The following is a 19,342-nucleotide window of genomic DNA, read 5'->3' on the forward strand; positions in this document are numbered from 1 at the left end:
CAGACCCACCATGCAACAAATCAGTGCGATTCTGCCGATCAAGACACGGGGACGGCATTACGCCGACAACATCGGCCGCTGCGACATCCTGTTCTCGTCGCTGCGCCACTTCACGACGCCGGACCTGTTCCATCGCTTCGTGATCATCGTGCCGCACGACGAAGTCGACGAGGTCAGGGGCTATGCCAAGGCCTGGTCCGACTTCCCCATCGAGGTGATCGACGAATCGCTGTATATGGGGGCGTTTGCCGAGTTCTCGCAACGCCACCAGATCCGCAACTGGCATCGCCAGCAGATCATCAAGATCAACGCGCCGGAGTGGATCGAGACCGAGTATTTCCTGATCTTCGACCCGGATTGCTTCGCCACGCACGCCTTCGACTTCAATTCGCTGATTGTCGATGGCCGTGCGGTCACGCACCTCAAGGGGCGCAGCGTCGAGCCGTACTACTGGGAAGCGTCGGCCAAGCTCCTCGACGTCGACCCGCATCTGGACCGCGAGGGTGTCTGGTGGACGCCCGCGACGTTGTCTCGCTCGCTCTGCCTGTCGTTGCAGCAGCGGCTCGAAGCCGTGAACGGTACCGACTGGAAGCGCGTGCTGCTCGCCAACTACGCCATCGACTGGACGGAATACACGCTGTACTGGCTCAATGCCGAGCACGCGGGACTGCTCGATCGGTATCACACGCAGGCAGTGCCGCCGCAGCGCACGTTGCACGCGAGCGAGAGCGTGTGGTTCGCCGACAAGATGCAGGAGTGGGACGCCGCGCACTATTTCGCGCCCGAGAGCGATGGCATGTTCGCAGTCGTTCAGAGCAACACGAAAATTCCGATCGATCAGGTTGTCGCCAAGCTGTCGCCCTACTTCCCGATCACGATTCAGCCGTACGACCGGCATGTCGATCCGTTGCTCAAGGGCAAAGAGATATACTCTGCAGCCATACGCAAGGGGCTCAAAATGCTGCGAAAACTTCGCGGAGAGAAAGGAATCAAGGGATAAGACCGATGAGCCGTACCCAAGACCGGTTGGTCGGCATCGAGATCCTGCGATTCTTCAGCGCGTTCGCCGTTCTCATCTGGCATTACCAGCACTTCTTCTTTCAGCCGGCGACGGCGTCGATCGACGTCGTACGCAGCACTCAGCCCTTCTACGCCCTGCTCCATCCGTTCTACGACTACGGATGGCTCGGCGTGAATGTCTTCTGGACGATCTCCGGCTTCATCTTCTTCAACCGATATCTGGCGAAGATTGCCGCGCGCCGGGTGTCCGGCGGACTGTTCTTCCTGAACCGTTTCTCGCGGCTGTATCCGTTGCATATCGTCACGCTTGTCGCGGTTGCTGCGCTTCAGGCGGTCTACGTGCGCGAGAATCACGCGTTTTTCGTATACCCGTACAACACGCCCTACGATTTCTTCGTCAATGTGATCTTCGCATCGGGGTGGCTCACGCCTTACACCGACTCGTTCAACGGGCCAGTGTGGAGTGTGTCGACGGAAATCGTCATCTATCTCGTGTTCTTCCTGCTGGCGCGTTTTTTCCGCATCGGGCTGGTGTGGACGTTGTCGCTCATGGGCCTGTCGGCCATCGCCGGCGGGCTGTTGATCCACCACCAGATCAAGGGCAGCGAATCGAACATCGTTTTCTGCGCCTTCTATTTCTTCATGGGCGGCGGCGTGCATCTGGTGTATGACCGGCTGCGGCGCGTGATTGAGTCGCGGCGCCTTGCTACGGTGTTGCTATGCTGCGCTGCCTATCTGGGTTTGATCGGCTTTTGCATCGTGTTCGGCGGCACGAAGTATCTGGCGGCCACGGTCATTGCGCCCGTGTCGATTGTTCTGCTGCAAGTCGTCGAGCCGTGGATTCCCGAGCGGCTGGCCGGGCCGATTGCCAACCTTGGCAACACGACCTACTCAAGCTATCTCATCCACTTCCCGCTTCAGTTGACGACCGTGATCGTGCTGTCACTGTTCGGCATCGGCAGCGCGACGCTCGCCATGAGCCCGTGGTTCCTCGCGGCCTATCTCGTTGTGGTTTTCGCGCTGGCGCGTCTGGTCTATCGGGCGCTGGAAGCCCCTGCGCAAACCCTCATCCGCCGTCGCATGGCATGGCTCGGCGGACGCCAGACTGTCAATACCGCTCGCTGACAGCAACGGCGAACGCTATCGGAAGACGCTCCGTCCCCAGCCACATGGCCCCGCCGGGGGACGGGCCGGGGACGTGCCGAAGGCACTATGCGGGGATGAGGAGGTGGGCGGAACCGTGCCGTCAATGATGGTGATGGTGGTGATGCGACCACAGCGGGTCCATCGAATCGACGAACGACGCCACCGCTTGCGTATCACCCGTGGCGTGGCGCATCAATTGGCCGCACTTGCACCATCCCTGATACGGCGTGATATGCGAGCAGGCCGACGTCTTCTGCAAATACAGCGTGACCGGTTTGGCACACTTGGTGCACTTGAACTTGAGGGTGAGGGCAGGTTTGCTCATAAGGAAAACGTTCGAAGGGGATAACGCTGCCGGAGCCGCCTGAGGGTGGCGCCGTAAGGCACAGTGTCCCGAATTGTACCGGGGATCACCTCGACTTCGCTTGGACGCCGCAACCGCCAAACCTTGGCCTCGCGCCCGGCCACGGTAAGATGCCTGCATGACGCCGTTGGCGCTTGCGCCGCAAATGTTCCCTTCACTCCATTCGCCGATTCCGCAATGCTCGCCCCTCCTGCTTCCCCGATGCGCCGACGTCTGCTGCAAGCGGCCTCGCTCGCTATGTGCCTGCCGCTGGCCGCCTGCGATCGCGCCGTCGGCATCGGCGGCACGTTCCTGCAACTCTGGCGCGAACATCTGGACTGGGGCCCCGAGCAGTGGCGTGCACGCATTGCCATGACACGCGCGCTCGGGTGCCAGGAAGTCTTCGTTCAATGGATCGCCCTGTACGGCAATTCGGCGAGCGAATGGCAGGCTTCGGCGGCATTTCTCTCGCGTCTACTCGATGAATGTGCCGCCCAAGGTATGGGGGTGCATCTGGGGGTGCCCTACGACGAACGCTGGTGGGCCGTCCTCGGAAGCCCCGACGCCACCGCCCTCGACAGCTATCTGAACGACGCGCACGACCGTGTCGCCGCCACCTTGCGCGACTCGGCGTGGCCGCGTCATCCGGCGTTTCGCGGCTGGTATCTGCCCTACGAACTGGAGCAATACAGTTGGTCGGATCCGGTGCGACTCGACAAGATCGCCAGTTGGCTTGGCACGCTCTCGCGCCTGTCGCACGATTCCTGCGGACGTGCCCCGTCGATCTCCACGTTCTATAGCCATCTCCAGGGGCCGGGCACATTGCAGGACATGTGGCGCACACTGCTGAATCGAACCGACGTCTACCCCATGATTCAGGACGGCGTCGGCGAATGGGGGGTCGAGAACTACGACGCCCTTGCCCCGCTTCGCGAGCTTTTCCTCTCGGGCGGCACGAAGTTCGATCTGATTCTGGAACTGTTCCAGAGCGCGCCGGACGGCAAGAAGGATGGCACCGACTTCAAGGCACATGCCGCGAGCTTCTCACGCGTGCAGAAGCAGTGGGATATCGCGCGCGACTATGGCGCGCAACGGGTGATCGCCTTCGCGGTGGATCCGTGGGTGCTTGGCGACACGCCGCAAGCGCGCACGCTGTTGCGCCGCTGGCAGTCGGCGATGCGCTAGAACGTTCTCAGGCGTCGTTCAGAGACGCCTGCACGTTCAGGCCGCTTCGACGATTTCGATGATGTTCCCGTTAGGCAGGAACAGGAAAACGATGCGGCGGCCGCCGAAGGCAATCGCCGGCGCGGGCTCCGCCGTACGGCGTGCGCCCGTATCCTCCAGCGCCGCCAGCGTGCGATCGAATTCGCGGGTCTCGAAGGCCTGGTGATACATCTTCGTACGACGCTTGAGCACGCCCTCCACGGGCGATCCTTCTGCGCTGGGCGCGAGCAGTTCAAGACGCGGCCCCGGTCCCGTCAGAAAGCGTCCGCGCACGCGCTGAATCGGGTCTTCGAACTCAGGCGACTCCAACGAATAGCCCAGCACTTCCCAATAGGCCTGTTCGGCATCGAGATCGCGGCAGGCAATGCCGATGTGATGAAAGGTGCAACCAAGGTCGGTCAACATGATCGGGCGTCAGAACTGGAAATATAGGAAGCGGGCCGTCTTGTGCAGATTGAGCGCGGCATAGGCCAGTACGACCGTCGACAGCACGGTCCACACCAGCGTCGGGCGCCATTGCAGCCAGCGCGGTGCGCCTGCGGCAGGCCCTTCCAGCGCAGGAGAGTACACGTTCATGATCTGATTCGAGTTTGGCGCGCACCAGACCACCACGAGCAGCACTGCGATCAGCAGGCCCTGACTCCAGCGGTCCAGGAACAGACGCAGAATGTCGCCTGCCGTCCAGCTCGGATCGGCGTGCGTCAACGCCTGCAACGGGTAAAACACCGGAGCGAGCGGCTCAAGGCCGTTCATGCCGAGCAAGTTGCCAACGAGCGTGAAAGCATCGTGCGTGCTATGCGCGCGGAAGAACAGCAGCGCGAACACCACACACAGGAAGGTAAGCACGACGTACCCTGCGCGTGCGAATCCCGTCGCCGGTTGCGCACGCTTCGGACCGAACTGGCGCCACGCGTGATTCACGCTCAGATACGTGCCATGCAGCAGACCGAAAATGAGGAACTGCAACCCGGCCCCGTGCCAGACACCGGCGAGTCCCATCGTGAAGACCGTCGGAAACAAGATCATGCTGCTAAAGCCGCGCGCCGTCCCCGTCGCCTTGCGCCCGACCGACAGCCCCTTGCGAGCGCGCGCGCGCGTGATGGTCATGGCAACCGGGTTGTAAAGATAGGCCGTCAGATAGCGCGTGAGCGTCATGTGAAAGCGCGTCCAGAACTCGATGATGCCGGTCGACTTGTAGGGCGAGTTGAAGTTGAGCGGGAAGCGGATGCCGAACATCTTCGCCAGCCCCATCGCCATATCCGAATAGCCGGAAAAATCGAAGTACAGTTGCAACGCGTAGGCCAGCGCCGTGCCCCATGCCGCGAAAAATTGCAACTCGCCGGGTGAATTGAAGCCTGCTTCGGCCCACGGCGCGATGCTGTCCGCGAGCAATACCTTCTTGGCAAGACCGATGATGAACAGCGTGGCGCCGATCGACAGATTCTCGGCCTTGAACCGGTAGCTCTCCCGGTCGGCGAACTGCGGCATCATCTCCTTGTGATGCAGAATCGGACCGGCGATCAGGTGCGGGAAGAACGTGACGAACAACACATAGCTCACGAAACCCCGCTCACGGACCACACCCGCGCGGCAATCGAGCAGAAAGCCGAGCTGCGTGAACGTGAAGAACGAGATTCCCAGCGGCAGGATCATCTCGCTCACGCTATGCGAGCCGAGGCCATATCCGGCGAGGAAGTCGAGTAACGCGACGAGATACTTGTAATAGAAGAGCAGCCCGAGATTCGCAACGATGCCCCCCGTCAGAATCCACGATTGGAGGCGCGGGCGGTTTTCCGTCGACAGAATGGCAAGGCTCACGACATAGTTGAACGCGATCGACCCGAGCAGCAGCGTCACAAATACCGGGTTCCACCAGCTGTAGAACACCAGCGAGGTGATGCACAGCCATGCGGCGGCCGCGATGGGGCGCAACGCTCCAGCGAGGTAGTACCCGCCCAGCGAAATGGGCAGGAACAGCAGGAGAAATGGCAGGGAATTGAACAGCATACCGGGGAATCTGTATCGAATAGTCGCGAGACCTTACGGCTGACGTGCGCTCAGCGCTTGGCAGCCAGTTGTTTCTTGATCAACTCGATGAGTTCACCGACGTTTTTCAGTCCCTCGACTTCCGAAGTCTTGAAACGCACGCCGAAACGCATTTCGGTCGCGACCATGATGTTGACGTTCGAGAGCGAATCCCAGGCGTCGAAGTCCGCTGCGGACGATTGTGGCGTAATGGTCACGGCGTCGTCGTCGAAAATGTCGCGGAAGATATCGGTCAGCGCGTCGAGGATTTCGGTGTCGGTCATTTCATGCTCCTGATTTCCATGGGTGCACTTTGTGGAGAGAACTCGCCAAGGTCCAGCACCCATTCGGTGGCGTTCTCGTGTTCTGCAAGCGATGCGAAGCCAAGATTCTGGTAGTGATGCTTGACCATGCCGTTCTTCGCTGTCGGAATATACTCGCCAATCAGCCGTTTGGCCCCGGCGGCACGCGCCTGCTCGGCCAGCACGCCCAGCGTGGCCCGCTCGACCTCACGGCCGAGCACGCGGCAACTCATCAGCCACGTGTCGATACGCCAGTCGCCTTCGGCACCGGCTTTCGTGTCCGGCAATGCCGCAATGACCGCGATGATGCCGTTGTCGCCAAAACTGTCTTTCAGACGGAAGTGCAGCAGTACGGCGCGCGGATCGCGCATCATCTCCAGGACTTCATCTTCCGTGTGACGGCGCGTTGTCAGATTGAACTGATTCGTCTTGCCCATGAGCTGCACGACGCGCGGCAGATCGGTGGTGTTGAACGTGTTCCATTCGAGCACCATCTGCAAGCTGGCCAGATAAGACGCCAGATCCTTCTGGCTCGTACGCATCGCTTCACGCTGCAGGTTCGCCTGATACAGACCGGCACGCTCGCGATCTTCGGCGGTCAGCGTCACGCCTTCAAAGTACCCGCCACGTGCGATCGTCGACGCGTACAACGCCGGGTCCTCCGGCATCTCCGGCACGTTCACCATCGGCAGTTCTCGCCGCACCAGATTGCGCTCGAACGGATTGTCGTCGGCGAACACCAGCGCATCGAGACCGATATTGAGCTGCGAAGCGATCGTGCGCAAATTGCTCGCCTTGTCCTGCCAGTTCGCCACGAAGCATGCGATGTCGTCGCGCTTGAGCACCATCTCCGGATGAGACGTGAACGGTTGCAGCGCGTTGGCTTCGTCGTTCTTGGAGCACACGGCGAGGATCACACCCCGGCGCGTCAGATCGCGTGCATAGCGCTGGAACGCCGCGTAAGCTTCGCCTTCGCCGTTACCCTGGCCCAGCACAATACCCGCCAGACCGTCGTCGCCGATCACACCACCCCACAGCGTGTTGTCCAGATCGAGCACGAGGCACTTCGCACTCGCACCTCGGCGCGCAGCAATAAGACGCGCCACCAGATCGCCGTAGGCCGGCGCTGCCGCTGGCGTGACGTACTGTTTCGCGCGCAACCACAGACGCGGATCGTGCCACGCGTTCAGGCCGTCTTGCTCGCATGCGTCGTCGAGTGCAAGGATATCGACACCGGCCTCGTCGGCAGCCTGACGCATCGCCTTGTTCAAACGGTGCGTAAGCCAGCGCGCAGCGCCCGGCATGCGTTGCTCGTTGTTGCCCATGAGCGCCACCTGCGTCGGCATCAGCGTTTGCTGGATGACGTGAGCGCCAATATCCTCCCGCAGGCGACGCCACAGCTCACGCAGATTGTCGATCGCGCCCGCCACGATTGCGTCGGCATCGGTGGCCGTCATTGCCGCCGTCTCATTGCCGATCAGATGCTGCGAATCGAACGCGCACAGCGCCACGTTGGGCGCGAAAGCGTAAAGGCCGGACGACGGGTCCAGAGTTTCGCGCAGGTACTGGCCGTAGTCGGGCACGTACATCTGCATCCACAGATTGCGACGCAACGCGCCAACGCGCAGCCCTGGCAGCAACTGGTCCATCGTCGACGAACCGAGCACGGCCAGACGCACCGGCGGTGTCGTCAGCGCCGTAGGCGCCTGCGTGCCATAGGCCTTGATCAGACGCTTGTCGAGCTTCGCAGTCTGCACAAAGTCCAGGTTCTCGTTGGCGAGCCTCGTCAGCTCGCTCCATGCGGGCGCGACATCCCTCGGCAAGGCATCCACTTGCTGCGCCCAGTCGGGCGAGCAAGGCAACCAATTCAGTTCCGGCATGAGCGTATCCAGAGAGAAAAAATGACGGCGTGCAACGCGCGCCTGGCAATCTTTCGGGGCCGATATTCACCCTATCGGCCGCTATCACAACGTAGGCACGTCTGGCCTTATCCTCGATGTACCCGATGTCGCTCGTGTGCTTCAACGGTCATCCAGCAGCGCCTTCTCCTGCTCCGTCAACGGCTGGAGCAGTGACATCTCCGACATCTCCCAAATCACTAGCTTCAGGCTCTTCGGCCAGCGCTCGCGCTCCTGCATGGCCTGAACGAGCGCATCGGCAAACTTGCCGCCGTCGCGACTCTGATTCCAGACAGACTGACCGAGCGACTGTCCCAATTGCTCGGCGAAGTTGCTGCGACGCGAATTCGAACTGCCGGCCAGCAACACTTCGACGGGTGGGCCATCGTCGAGCAACCCACCGCTGGCGGGTAACGTGAAGGTCTCCGGCACGTAACTATCCGGGGCCGGACGCCAACCGTCGGGGGCCTTCGCCAATCCGGCCAGCACCAGCAGATCGCCCACGCGCGGCACAGCGCGCGGCGCGCGCGATATGTCGTAGCGCAACTCGCCCTTCTCCCCCACCAGCGGCAGTGCCGCCTTCGCTACGGCCTGTGCTGCAACGGCCGCACCGGTCTGATTCATGTGCACGTCGGTGCGATAGAAAGCATCGGGCATGGGTTGCAGAACTTGCGCAAGATCCACATGCGCCACGTGGGCAACGTCGAGTGCCTGCTGCCACTGCGCGAGTCCCATCACGGTGCCGACGGGACGCGTCATGCCGCAAAGCGCGTTCGCAGCGATACGCGACTTGTCCGGGACGGTCACCACCAGCACCTTGACGTTATCGGCACGCAGTTGCGCGGTGAGCCGGCGCATCAACGCAATGCGCTTGTCAATCACGGCGCGCACATCCCCAACGGGTGCGCGCACGCCGTCGGTGTAGAACAACCACCCCGGGCACCCCTGCTGAACCTGGGTGCCCAGTTGTCCCAGCACTCGGTAGCGCCAGGCGGCGTCTGCCGTTTCCATCGTGTCGCGAAACGGCAGGGCCAGCGAAGCATCGAGGCGTTTTCCTGCCGTGCCGTCGAGCCACGCTTTCGGCGCAAAATCGCCCAGTCCGGCCTTGGCGGACTCATACACGCCGTAGATCAGGCCGATGACCATCATCAACCCGAAGCACCAGGCCGTCAGTCGATGCGAGACCTGCGCGAGCGGTGCTGTTACGGCATCCGGCGAAGAAGTCGACAAGCTCATGGGCGCATCACTTGGCGATAGCGGCCGCGACACGTTCGCGCCATGCAGCATCAGTCATGAGCGAAGCGGCGTCCCACTGGCCGCTCGTGTTCGGGCCGTACAGCATCTGCACTTCGTTGAGTTGCCACACCACCACTTGCGGACGCGCCTGCTGGAAAGCCGGCGATTCCAGATACTGCGCAAACACGGCCCACGGCCCGAAATTGCCGTACTTCCACGTGAGCCCGACCGGCCGGTCAATATCCGCCGAGAGCGCCTGCGGGAAGCCGAGGTACGGCTGAACGAAACTGTTGCCCACCACGTGAACCGGGGAAGCGACATCGTCCAGCAGACCGCCTTCTTCGGCCTTGTTCGAGCGCACGACGTAGATTTCCTGCCCCACCGCCTTACGCTGTGCGGCCGTCATCAAGTCTGCGAAATCGGCGAAACGACGTTCCTTGATCCAATTGCCCAGTTTCTTGCCGGTGCCCGGTTGGCCGGTCAGCGACCAGTTTTTCTTGATGACGTCGGCGGTCGCGGCGGCCGCTGCTTCGGCACTCCACGCGGTCCAGTGCGAGTCCTTCTGGAAAAACGCGGTCTGGTTGTCGTGCGCCACACCCTTGAGCACAGGCATCAGATCGACCGTCTGAATATCGGCGCGACGCAGGCTGTCGATCATCTGCGCATACCGATCGCGTACCGCCGGCGCCATGGCCGTTCCTGCGGGCAGCTTGTCTTCGTAGAAACGGGCCTTGAGCGGAGCCACGATCACGACCAGACCGATGCCCTTGGCCTTGAGCGCATCGCGCGCCGAGCGCATGAGATTCACCGAATTATCGATGCCGGCACGGCCTGCGTCGGTCATGTTGTCCTGCGCATAGAACAGCCAGTCGTCCTTACCGATGAGTACGGCTTGCGCCTGAGCGCTCACGGCGCCAAAGCAGGCGCAGGCGACCAGCAGGCCAGACACCAGCTTCCGGGCACTTCTCGGGAAATCAGCGTTCAGTTTCATGATGCTTACGATGATGGATTGTCGTGTTCTGACGATGACACCTGCGCGCGTCGGTTACCGCAACAGGTGCTATAGCTCAGGCCGAACCTCAGTTAGCCCGATAGGGCAGCACCCGATTAGTTGCCCCGACCAGCACGGGCGACTGTGCCGTCCCCACGAGGAACAGGCTGTAGCGGTCACCGCCCTTTAACGGCGGAAGCGCCAGCGGCACAGAGGCGTGTCCCGCACATTCGCCCACCAGCGACGCCGAGACGGGATTGATGGCACGCGCAGCGCGTGTGCCGTCGGCCACATTCGGGAAAACGGTCGGACCGTTCGCCACGCCGATCTTGGCGGTGCAGCCGGGCACGAGATTGTATATCGCCAACTCCGCCTTCAGACCGTCGACCACGGTGCTCACGTCGGTGATGACCTTGACCGGTGCGCTCGCTTGCGCGCCGTCCACCACCAGCGTCACGAAGCCGCCCTTCGGGGCCTTGCTCGCCACCTCTACGGTGCGCCCGTTCACCTTGAGGACATACGCCTGAGCGCCCGGCAGCACGCGGTAGTCGGACACGATCTTGTCGTTCGCTGCGAGCGACTCGGCCTTCGCGCCGGCGCCCAGTTGCACGCCGACGGCCGTGTTGGCGACGTTGAGCACACGCACGTAGACTGACCCGTCGGGCGGCAACGCGTACAGCTTTGCGATATCGTCGGCAGGGGCGGCGTGCGCCGCTGTGCCGAGGGCCGCCAGTGCTGCTGCGGCCAGGGCTTTGCCTTCACCCGGCAAACGGTTGAGCAATGCGAACATATTCGTCATCAATAAGAGAAATAGAGGCCGGCAAAGATGCCCTGGGAGCGATCGTCGCCTGCGATGCGCACGCGGTACTGCACGTTCAGATCGATGAACGATTGCGGCGCATGATACTTATCTTCACGGAACCACCAGCGTGCCGTCACGCCCGGACCGACGCCCATCGTGAAGCGCTGCGCGAGCAGGCTGTCGAATCCGGCGGTGGCCCCCAGATACGGGGTGAGCACAAGATTGCTGTTGATGCTGTCCATGCGGAACGAGCGGCCGTAGCGGGCTTCGGCAGTGCCAAGCGTCTGCGGGTGGTCGATGAAGTAGTCGCCTTCGGCATATAACTGCCAGTACTGCCAATTCGACTTGTCGACACGCAGAGCGCCGCCCTCGCCTTCCGACCACGCCGCGCGCAGTAGCCAGTCGGTACGGCTGTTGCTGCCGGCGGGAATGAATTTTTCAACGGCAAACACGAAGTTCTGGCGACTGAACGGCTTCCAGCGCGCGCCAAGCACCCCCTGGTTCGTCGAGAGCCCGGTCACCCCTCCCGTGCCGTCGTACAGCGCCTGATTCATGCGTGCGTAGACTTCGAAAGTGCTGCCGTCACGGTTGCCGATCACGGGCGGACGCCAGTAGATCTCTTCCGAGGACTGCAAGGTCTTGCGTGCGCTCAGCGACGGTGAAAAGGCCGAGTTCATTACGCCGACGGTGCCGTAGCCAAGCGCCGCAACGAAGCCCCAGGTGCGATCGAGATCCGACACGGCCTGCCGCACGTTCTGCCGTGCCTGCGGTTCGAGTTCGATCTGGCCAGCGTCGGCGGCATCGATCGCACGCGAGAACCAAAAGCTCGCCTGCTTGTTGTCATAGAGACGCTGGGCGCTGTAAGCCGCGTCGAGCAAGCTCTCCGGCGGCACATCGGTACGCGTGGCGATCGGCGCATAGACCTCGCGGGCTTCATCCTTGTGCCCGGCCAGGCTAAGGGCGTTGACGAGCAGCAGACGATACGCTTGATTGTCCGGTGCAGCATCGAGCGCCTCACGCGCGGACTTTGCCGCTGCATCGTAATCCTTCTTCGCCATCGAGGCATAGGCTTGCGCTGCCGCTTCGTAGCCGGGGCCGCTGCCTGCGAGGCTTGAGCCGGCCGGCAACAGGTTGCACAGCACGTCCTGCGAGTCCGACGTACAGAAGACGACCGGCGCTTCGTCGGCCGGGCCGCGCACGCGACGCGTGTCGACCGGGCGCAGCGTGTCGGACGCAATGCGCTTGACCGTCGCGAGTTGCGGCTCTGAGAGCCAGTCCTGTGCAACGGCTTTGTCGAGGTCCTTGCGCGCGTCGTCCGGGCGATTGAGTTTCTGCCGCGCAAAGCCGCGCATGGCGAGCGACAGCGCATCCTCACCGTCCTGCGAAAGCGCATCGGACGCGGCGGCGTCGGCCTCCGCATATTGCCCTTCGCTCAGCAGCGCGCCAGTGAGGAGATAGTGATAGCTCTGCACGTCGGGGGCCTGCCGGACAGCCTGACGCGCCAGACCGACGGCCTTGGTGTAGTCGCGCTCGCGGTAAGCGTCCCATGCCGCCATCGCGGGAGCCGGCGCGAGCCGCCGGTGCATGCGATCGCGCAACGCCTGAAACGCTTCGTCGTCAGGTGTGAGACGAAGAGCCGCATCGGCCTCATCGGCAGCAGCCTGCACCTTGTCCTGACGCTCGAGCGAATAGATCAGCAGGCTGCGCATGCCCGAATTGCCAGGCGCCAGACGAAGCGATTCCCGGGCGTTGCGTTCGGCCTCATCGTAGCGGCCGGCGGCATACGCCTTGTAGGCCGAATCGCCTGCCTTATACGCGGGTGACTGCATCGTGCCGCCAACGGCATCGCCCTTGCCTGTCGCCGCTTTCGGTGCGAGCGACGCACGCAGGTTCTCGCGGGCCGCGCTCAGCGCCGGATCGCGGTGCCCCTGAGCGATGGCCTGTTCTGCCATCTCCAGCGCCTGCTTCGTACGCCCCATGTTCTGCAAGGCGTAGATACGCAGCAACCACAATCTCGTGACGTCCGGGCGCAAGGCCAGCGCCTTGGCGGCCTGTGCCTCGGCGCCCTTGTAGTCCTTACGGTTGTACGCCTTGAATGCGGCGTCCCCGAATTGCCACGCCGGCCCTTCAAGCGGGGCTTCAACGGCCGCGCTGGCTGGCGCCGCAAGCGCGCCGGCCGACAGACTGGCCAGCACGGCGGTGTAGCAAAGGGAACGGGTGAAGAACATCATGTGGCCGTCTTACTCAGTTTAGGGGGTCCTGCTTGCGATGCCGGGACAATCGGCACGCCTTGTTGGAATGAAATCGCCTCGTGCAGCGTTGCCTCGTCCAGCCAGCCCTGCTCGATGAGAATCTCGCCAAGCTGGCGGCCTTCGCGCTTTTGCACGTCGAGTGCATACGCCAGCTTCGTCTCGTCGATGGCTTGCCATGACATGAGCAGCTCGCCCAGACGCTGACGCTGTTGCGAGAGCTGGTCGGTAGACGGGAAATCGTGCATCGTCTTGTCCCAGACCAGCCGCTTGCCCGTCACCAGGTGAACGATGAATAAGCGCCATGCCCGGGCGGCCGCCATCGCGTTGATGAAGTTGCCGATGACCATGCGCGGAAACGCCAGCAACGCGTGCTCCCAGCCGTACATGTGAAATACGAAGTAGCTGCGCTGAAAAACGCGCAGTGCGAGCGCTGCGGCGTTGATCCCCATGAGCGTCACGAGCCAGCCGTTCGCCGGGAACACCGAAGGGTAATAAATCTTCCACCAGCCCATCTTGTCCGCGAGCAGGAAGATCAGGAAGTTGAGCAGCAGCACATACGCGAGAATCGCCACGAACGATGTCGCCAGACCCTTGCGGTCGCGAAACAGCAGATACTTCGTGGCGAGCGACCCTTCCCAGCCGACCTGCGCCCAGCCCTGTAAGCCGATACCCAGCGTCCAGCGCGCCTTCTGACGGTAAGCGGTCTTGAACGTGTTGGGGAAGTATTCGCGAATGCCCAGCGGCATGCTGATCGTCGAAATCTTCTCCTTGCCGAAGCCGAACAGCGAAGTCCGCTTGGTCACATACTCGACCGGAAACTTGCCGAAGATCTGCTTCATGCCGCGCTGCGACAGACGCTGACCGATGTCATAGTCCTCGGTCAACGTGTCCGTGTTGAACGGCTGGTTGTTTGTCTCTGCCGCGAGTTCTTCGAGCGCTCTGCGGGAGAAGCAAGTTCCCACGCCTGCCGACGGCACCATCTTCGACATGCTCTCGCGCACCACCAGATCCTTGGTGTGCCACTCGGCGAACTCGTCCATGTACGTGCCGGCAACGAGTTCATACCACTCGCGCTCAAGCGATGTCACCGGCAACTGAATGAAGTCGATGCGCGGCATCAGGTAGTTGTAGTACTTCAGCTCCAACGGGTGAAGCACGTCCTCACTGTCATGCAAAATCACGCCCGCGAACGGCTCGGGCTGCGACTGGTTCTGCTTGAAAATTGCCTGCACGATCCAGTTCAGACAGTCGGCCTTGCAGGTTGGACCGTCGTGCGGCACCTGCACGTGCACGAGCTGGCGATACCGGCGGCGCATACGCTCAACTTCGGTCTTCGTCTTGTCGTCGTTCTTGTACGTGCCGACGAAGATCATGTAGTTTTTGTATTCGAGTGTACCCACCATGCTCTCGAGCATGGCCGCGATCACGTCGTACTCCAGCCACGCGGGCACCATGATCGCGAGCGGCTGCTCGCGCACCGCACGCAACTGCGACGCCTGCAACGGCGTGTAGCGCCGCCGAATGAACAGCGACCGATAGATCTGGCGCACCCAGTACCAGAGATCGACGAACAGGTCGTCGAGACTCGATAGCAAAATGACGACGCCGACTACCGCGCTCACGATTTCGAGCGCGTGGTAGTAGTCGGCGACCAGATACGGCCAATAGAGCGAAGAGATCACGTCGACCTGCTGCGAGTGCTTAACGATCGTTCTTGTTCTTTCGGCCTGCACGCAGCGCCAGCACCAGCAGCGTCAGGAAGATGAGCAGCACGATGGCGATCGTCGGCACGCCCCACGAGACGTAACGGCGCCACTCGTAGAACGCACTTTCACCTGCGCCCGGCGGCAAGCTCGCGTCCGGGTTGCTGGTATCGATCCATGCCACGGGACCGGCCGGTCCGATGATTGCCAGATTGCCGCGGTTGAGCAGGAACGGCACGCCGACATCGGCCTTCGGTTCACCGATGGCGTACCACAGCAGACCGTCTTGACCGCCGCCGCGCACGACCTCTGCCGTCGACAGCTGTTGCAGACCCGTGATGTCGAGCCACTTGGCGTCCTTACCGCCGATCTCCAGACGCTTGCGATCGGTCACGACCGCAGACGGCTTCGCGCCATCGACCTGCACTTCCATCGCCACGAACGGCTTGCCCGGCTTCACGCTCTTGTCGGTGGGCGCCACCGTCAATTCGGCACGCGAGGGCGACAGACCGCTCGCCGCTGCGATACCGATCACACGGCGGATATTTTCGGGCGCCGATTGCAGATAGCGTTCCGGCACGATCAGTTGCGCGTTGCCCGCCATAAGCGGCAACAGGCCGACGAAGGTGCCGTCCGGCTCCGCTTTGCCCGGGCGGACATAGCTGGCAGCGGGCAGCACATTGACCGGATAAGCCTGCGGAATCTCGTTACAGTCGGCCGAATACGGCTGGCGTTGCACCGAGACCCGCAGATTGTTGGTCACGCCAAGCGCATAGCCCGGCACGCGAGCCTTGAGTTGTTCCGGACGGCCATTGGCATCCAATTGCTTCGCGGCCAGCAGAATGCCGTTCCAGAACACGGTCGCCACCGGCTTGGAAGTCGCCGGACCAGGCGCCGCCGACAGATACAGCGAGATCTCGCCGGGCATGCTGCCGCCCGAGGCCACGGCGGAGAGCGGGAAACTCACCACCCAGTCGCCGCGCGCCAGTACGTCGAAGCTATCTGCCGAGCCACCGAGGCTCGACAGACGCACGACTTGCTTGTCTTCGATATCCGGCGTGCGAGCGATCGGTGCGGTCACATTGCTCGACAGCAACACGCGGCGCAGCGAATCGTCGAACAGACCGGAGGCTTGCGCACCGGCGCCGGCGGCAATGGCGATCACCGACCGGTTGCCCATCGACAGCAGACGGATCTGATTCGCGCCCAGCGCATCGGTAGCGAGCGGTGCACGTTGGGCACGCCATGTCTTGAAGGCGTCCGTGGCATCGCTGTCGTTGACCAGTTGCCCTTGCAGTGCGTCGAAAGCGGTAGCCAGGCGCGTGCGCATCGCAGCGTCCGAAACGGCGATTTCGCCGCTCACTGCCGGGGCCCCGACAGCCAGCAGCGCGCCGAGTTCGGCATCGTTGGCCAGCTTGTGCGCCGCATTGTTGTCCTTGATGGCGGCAAACGCAGGCACGCCGGCAAGCGCGGCGGGCACGACCACATCGCGGGTGTCCACCGTATCTCCCACGGCCGGCAGTGCGCGCACGACCACACGCTTACCGCTGCGCTCAAGCGCGACACCGATACGCCATGCGCTGTCGAACGCCTCCTTGCTCAGGGTTTTCGATGCAATGAGCAGCGCGGGCGAGCCCGGCAACGTGCTCCACGCGTCGTCCAGGCTGGTGACCGACTTCTGGTCAATTCGATAGGTCAGACGCGTTTGCGGCATGATCGTCACCGAATTGGCAAGCGAATGATCCGGCTCGCAGCGATAGGTGCCGGTGCGCGAATGCCAATTCACACCGAGGCGCACGAAGCCGGTGTCGCGCGGACGCGACGGCACGGCCAGACTGCGCTGAAGCGGCCCGTCGCCATCCGGCACCGACTGCGAAGTCAGGGGCTGACCGTCGATCGACAGCACGACCGAAGCCGGGCCCTTCTCCCCCTTCAGATAGCGGCCATCGAAGGTGAGCGAAGCGTCGGCCAGCGGCAACCCCTTCGGAACGGGAAGATAAAAATCCTGGTTTGCGTCACCAGACAGCACGATCGGCGCCGTGACGCCGAGGTCGGCAAGCGCAATGGTGCGCGATAGGTTAGCGCCCGCCCCCAACGCCCGGACACCGTCGCCCAGCGCGCTAGCGTGAGATACGGCTGGCAGCATCACGCCGGCAGCCAGCGCGCTAAGCGCCAGGGTCGAAGTCGCACGGCTCACGGCGCGCTGCGCGCGCGACGGCTGGCGGGAGGAAACGCTGTGGGTGGTCATCCGATTAGGCAACGGCATGGGTATTCCGTGAGTTGACGTGACGTTGCGCAGACGCGACGGCACGGAGTAGAACGGCACCGGCAAATCCGGCAAATTCGCGTACACGTGATCGGACACGGTCGGCGCTCCCGATCAATTGACGCTCGAAGCGTCTGGGCTGCCCATCAGTCCGGGGGCGAACTCTGCCACCGGACGTCCGCACAGTGCGTCGACGATGCGACCCGCCGCATGGCCATCGCCATACGGGTTCAGGCGTCGCGAGAACGACGTGTGATATGCCTGATCATCCAGAAGACGCATCACGCCTTCGATGATGCGTCCCCGGTTTGCACCGACCAGCGCCACCGTGCCGGCCTCGACCGCTTCGGGCCGCTCGGTGACGTCTCGCATCACCAGCACCGGCTTCCCAAGGAACGGCGCTTCTTCCTGCACGCCCCCCGAGTCGGTGAGGATCACGTAGGCGCGCTGCATGAACCAGACAAAATCGACGTAATCGAGTGGATCGATCAGATGCACGTTGCCGAAGCCGGCCAGCTCGGTCATCACCACTTCGCGAACCGCCGGGTTCAGATGCACCGGGTAGACGATCTGTACATCGTCGCGCCGTGCGAGTTCGGCAAGCGCGGCGCAGATGTTGCGGAAACCATCGCCGAAACTCTCGCGACGGTGGCCCGTCACGAGTACCAGACGGCGCGATGCGTCAAGCCACGAATAACGCGCCGATACGGCAGCGGCGAGCGGCGAGTCATCGCGCAGGCGGGCGGTGAGTGCCGCGAGCGCATCGATCACGGTATTGCCTGTCACGGCAATTCGGCCGTGCAGGTTTTCACGCAGAAGGTTCTCCCGAGATGTCGCAGTCGGCGCGAACAACCAATCGCCAACACTGTCGACCACGCGGCGATTCATCTCTTCGGGAAACGGTTTTGACAGGTCGCCAGTACGCAGACCGGCCTCCACATGACCGACCGGAATGCGGCGGTGGAAGGCAGCGAGTGCGCAAGCAGAGGCCGTGCTCGTGTCGCCGTGAACCAACACGTAATCGGGCTTTTCGGTTTCCAGTACTGCGTCGACCCGTTCGATGGTCCGCGAGAAGAGGCCGTTGAGCGTTTGATTGGGCACCATGACCTCAAGGTCGTACTTGGCCTTGAGATCGAATAACGACATCACCTGATCGAGCATCTGCCGATGCTGACCGGTTACACACACCACGCTATCGATACCGGGTTCGCGATTGAGCGCCGTCACGAGAGGCGCCATCTTGATCGCTTCGGGACGCGTGCCGAAGATAGACAGGACTTTCATAGTTCTACGTTTTCGTCGGAGCCTATTCATGCCGTGCGGCACTCAGGCTTCATTTGCCCCTGGAAACTTCAGGCAAGGGCGGTGTGTGGCATGAGGTCGAGCCCCCGCATCGAATCCAATTCGATTACATTGGAAGCCGACTTATTTCGATGAATTTGGCCATCTCGACTGGCGATCATCAATGCGCAGGCGAGAATACCTGGATCGATGCGCGCCTCTTACCACCTGTGTGTTCGCACGGCGCCGTTCCCCTCCCGGCATCCCATGCAAACTCGATGACGGATGGTATAAGCCAATCGTCCCCTTACTGTCCCCCCGATATTCGGAAGATTACTCATGTCGCGCAGGCACAACACCTGAAGTCCGGCAGAGGCGGGATCGGAGGGGTAGCGAAAGCGACGAAACCCCCGTGCCGACGCCGGAATCGACGTCGAGGCGGGGCCCACGCACTGGAAAATAGTCAGGCAGATTTATTGATTTCCCGATCGTCATGAAACCGTCATTGCGCATGACGACTGTGCGATCGCATAAGGAAATCAATAGGAACGGTAAACGCAAAAGGCCGGATGTCTTTAAAGACATCCGGCCTTTCCTATGCATTTTGCCGAATCCGACGCCGGCCGGTCGCGAAGTGTGAACCCACTGCGACCGATAGATGGCGTCCCCTAGGGGATTCGAACCCCTGTACTCACCGTGAAAGGGTGATGTCCTAGGCCTCTAGACGAAGGGGACGGAAACTGTCATTCGTTTGGTGGAGGTAAGCGGGATCGAACCGCTGACCTCTTGCATGCCATGCAAGCGCTCTCCCAGCTGAGCTATACCCCCCGCGCGAAGAGGCGTGACTATAGCG

General features: G+C 62.4%; 15 protein-coding genes and 2 tRNA genes. 3 read left to right on the forward strand and 14 right to left on the reverse strand.

Features of this window, described 5'->3' with window-relative positions:
* Window positions 1–10: 10 nt before the first annotated feature.
* Entirely contained in the window at window positions 11–1,000 is a 990-nt protein-coding gene (locus PCO31110_RS20330) for a DUF6492 family protein (protein ID WP_010808723.1), read from the forward strand.
* 5 nt (window positions 1,001–1,005) lie between these two features.
* Window positions 1,006–2,145 (forward strand): acyltransferase family protein, encoded by a 1,140-nt coding sequence (locus PCO31110_RS20335; protein ID WP_010808724.1) that lies wholly within the window; start codon window positions 1,006–1,008, stop codon window positions 2,143–2,145.
* Window positions 2,146–2,266: 121 nt separating this feature from the next.
* Here the strand turns inward: PCO31110_RS20335 and PCO31110_RS20340 are convergent, their stop codons facing one another.
* The gene (locus PCO31110_RS20340) at window positions 2,267–2,491 is read right to left on the reverse strand and encodes a hypothetical protein (protein ID WP_010808725.1); all 225 of its coding nucleotides are present in this window, start codon (window positions 2,489–2,491) and stop codon (window positions 2,267–2,269) included.
* Window positions 2,492–2,707: 216 nt separating this feature from the next.
* Here PCO31110_RS20340 and PCO31110_RS20345 point away from each other — a divergent pair, with 216 nt between their 5' ends.
* Window positions 2,708–3,694, forward strand: a complete 987-nt coding sequence (locus PCO31110_RS20345; protein WP_036662284.1) for a DUF4434 domain-containing protein — start codon at window positions 2,708–2,710, stop codon at window positions 3,692–3,694.
* A gap of 36 nt (window positions 3,695–3,730) precedes the next feature.
* Here PCO31110_RS20345 and PCO31110_RS20350 read toward each other — a convergent pair whose 3' ends face one another.
* The 13 genes from PCO31110_RS20350 to PCO31110_RS20410 form a co-directional block, all read right to left on the reverse strand.
* Window positions 3,731–4,138, reverse strand: coding sequence for a VOC family protein (locus PCO31110_RS20350; protein WP_010808727.1), 408 nt, complete (start codon window positions 4,136–4,138; stop codon window positions 3,731–3,733).
* Between the two features lie 9 nt (window positions 4,139–4,147).
* Complete coding sequence (locus PCO31110_RS20355; protein ID WP_010808728.1) at window positions 4,148–5,740, reverse strand: MBOAT family O-acyltransferase; 1,593 nt, start codon at window positions 5,738–5,740, stop codon at window positions 4,148–4,150.
* Window positions 5,741–5,790: 50 nt separating this feature from the next.
* Complete coding sequence (locus tag PCO31110_RS20360) at window positions 5,791–6,042, reverse strand: acyl carrier protein (protein ID WP_010808729.1); 252 nt, start codon at window positions 6,040–6,042, stop codon at window positions 5,791–5,793.
* A complete protein-coding gene (locus tag PCO31110_RS20365) occupies window positions 6,039–7,940 on the reverse strand; it encodes an HAD-IIIC family phosphatase (protein ID WP_150691279.1) in 1,902 nt (633 codons plus the stop codon). The genes PCO31110_RS20360 and PCO31110_RS20365 overlap by 4 nt, the downstream gene beginning before the upstream one ends.
* Window positions 7,941–8,081: 141 nt before the next feature.
* Entirely contained in the window at window positions 8,082–9,194 is a 1,113-nt protein-coding gene (locus tag PCO31110_RS20370; protein ID WP_010808731.1) for an alginate O-acetyltransferase AlgX-related protein, read from the reverse strand.
* A 7-nt stretch (window positions 9,195–9,201) separates the two neighbouring features.
* Window positions 9,202–10,185, reverse strand: a complete 984-nt coding sequence (locus tag PCO31110_RS20375; RefSeq protein ID WP_150691280.1) for an alginate O-acetyltransferase AlgX-related protein — start codon at window positions 10,183–10,185, stop codon at window positions 9,202–9,204.
* A gap of 88 nt (window positions 10,186–10,273) precedes the next feature.
* A complete protein-coding gene (locus tag PCO31110_RS20380) occupies window positions 10,274–10,975 on the reverse strand; it encodes an alginate O-acetyltransferase AlgF (protein WP_168162885.1) in 702 nt (233 codons plus the stop codon).
* An 8-nt stretch (window positions 10,976–10,983) separates the two neighbouring features.
* Window positions 10,984–13,218 (reverse strand): NfrA family protein, encoded by a 2,235-nt coding sequence (locus PCO31110_RS20385; RefSeq protein WP_150691281.1) that lies wholly within the window; start codon window positions 13,216–13,218, stop codon window positions 10,984–10,986.
* The gene (locus PCO31110_RS20390) at window positions 13,215–14,921 is read right to left on the reverse strand and encodes a glycosyl transferase family protein (RefSeq protein ID WP_010808735.1); all 1,707 of its coding nucleotides are present in this window, start codon (window positions 14,919–14,921) and stop codon (window positions 13,215–13,217) included. Before PCO31110_RS20390 ends, PCO31110_RS20385 begins: the two co-directional genes overlap by 4 nt.
* Window positions 14,922–14,940: 19 nt before the next feature.
* Window positions 14,941–17,307 (reverse strand): hypothetical protein, encoded by a 2,367-nt coding sequence (locus PCO31110_RS20395; protein WP_306439171.1) that lies wholly within the window; start codon window positions 17,305–17,307, stop codon window positions 14,941–14,943.
* Between the two features lie 15 nt (window positions 17,308–17,322).
* Complete coding sequence (wecB, locus tag PCO31110_RS20400; RefSeq protein WP_150691282.1) at window positions 17,323–18,492, reverse strand: non-hydrolyzing UDP-N-acetylglucosamine 2-epimerase; 1,170 nt, start codon at window positions 18,490–18,492, stop codon at window positions 17,323–17,325.
* Window positions 18,493–19,148: 656 nt separating this feature from the next.
* Window positions 19,149–19,224: transfer RNA gene (locus PCO31110_RS20405), tRNA-Glu, on the reverse strand.
* A gap of 17 nt (window positions 19,225–19,241) precedes the next feature.
* Window positions 19,242–19,317, reverse strand: a tRNA-Ala gene (locus PCO31110_RS20410).
* Window positions 19,318–19,342 lie beyond the last annotated feature (25 nt).

It is taken from the genome of Pandoraea communis (assembly GCF_902459745.1).
GTDB lineage: Bacteria > Pseudomonadota > Gammaproteobacteria > Burkholderiales > Burkholderiaceae > Pandoraea > Pandoraea communis.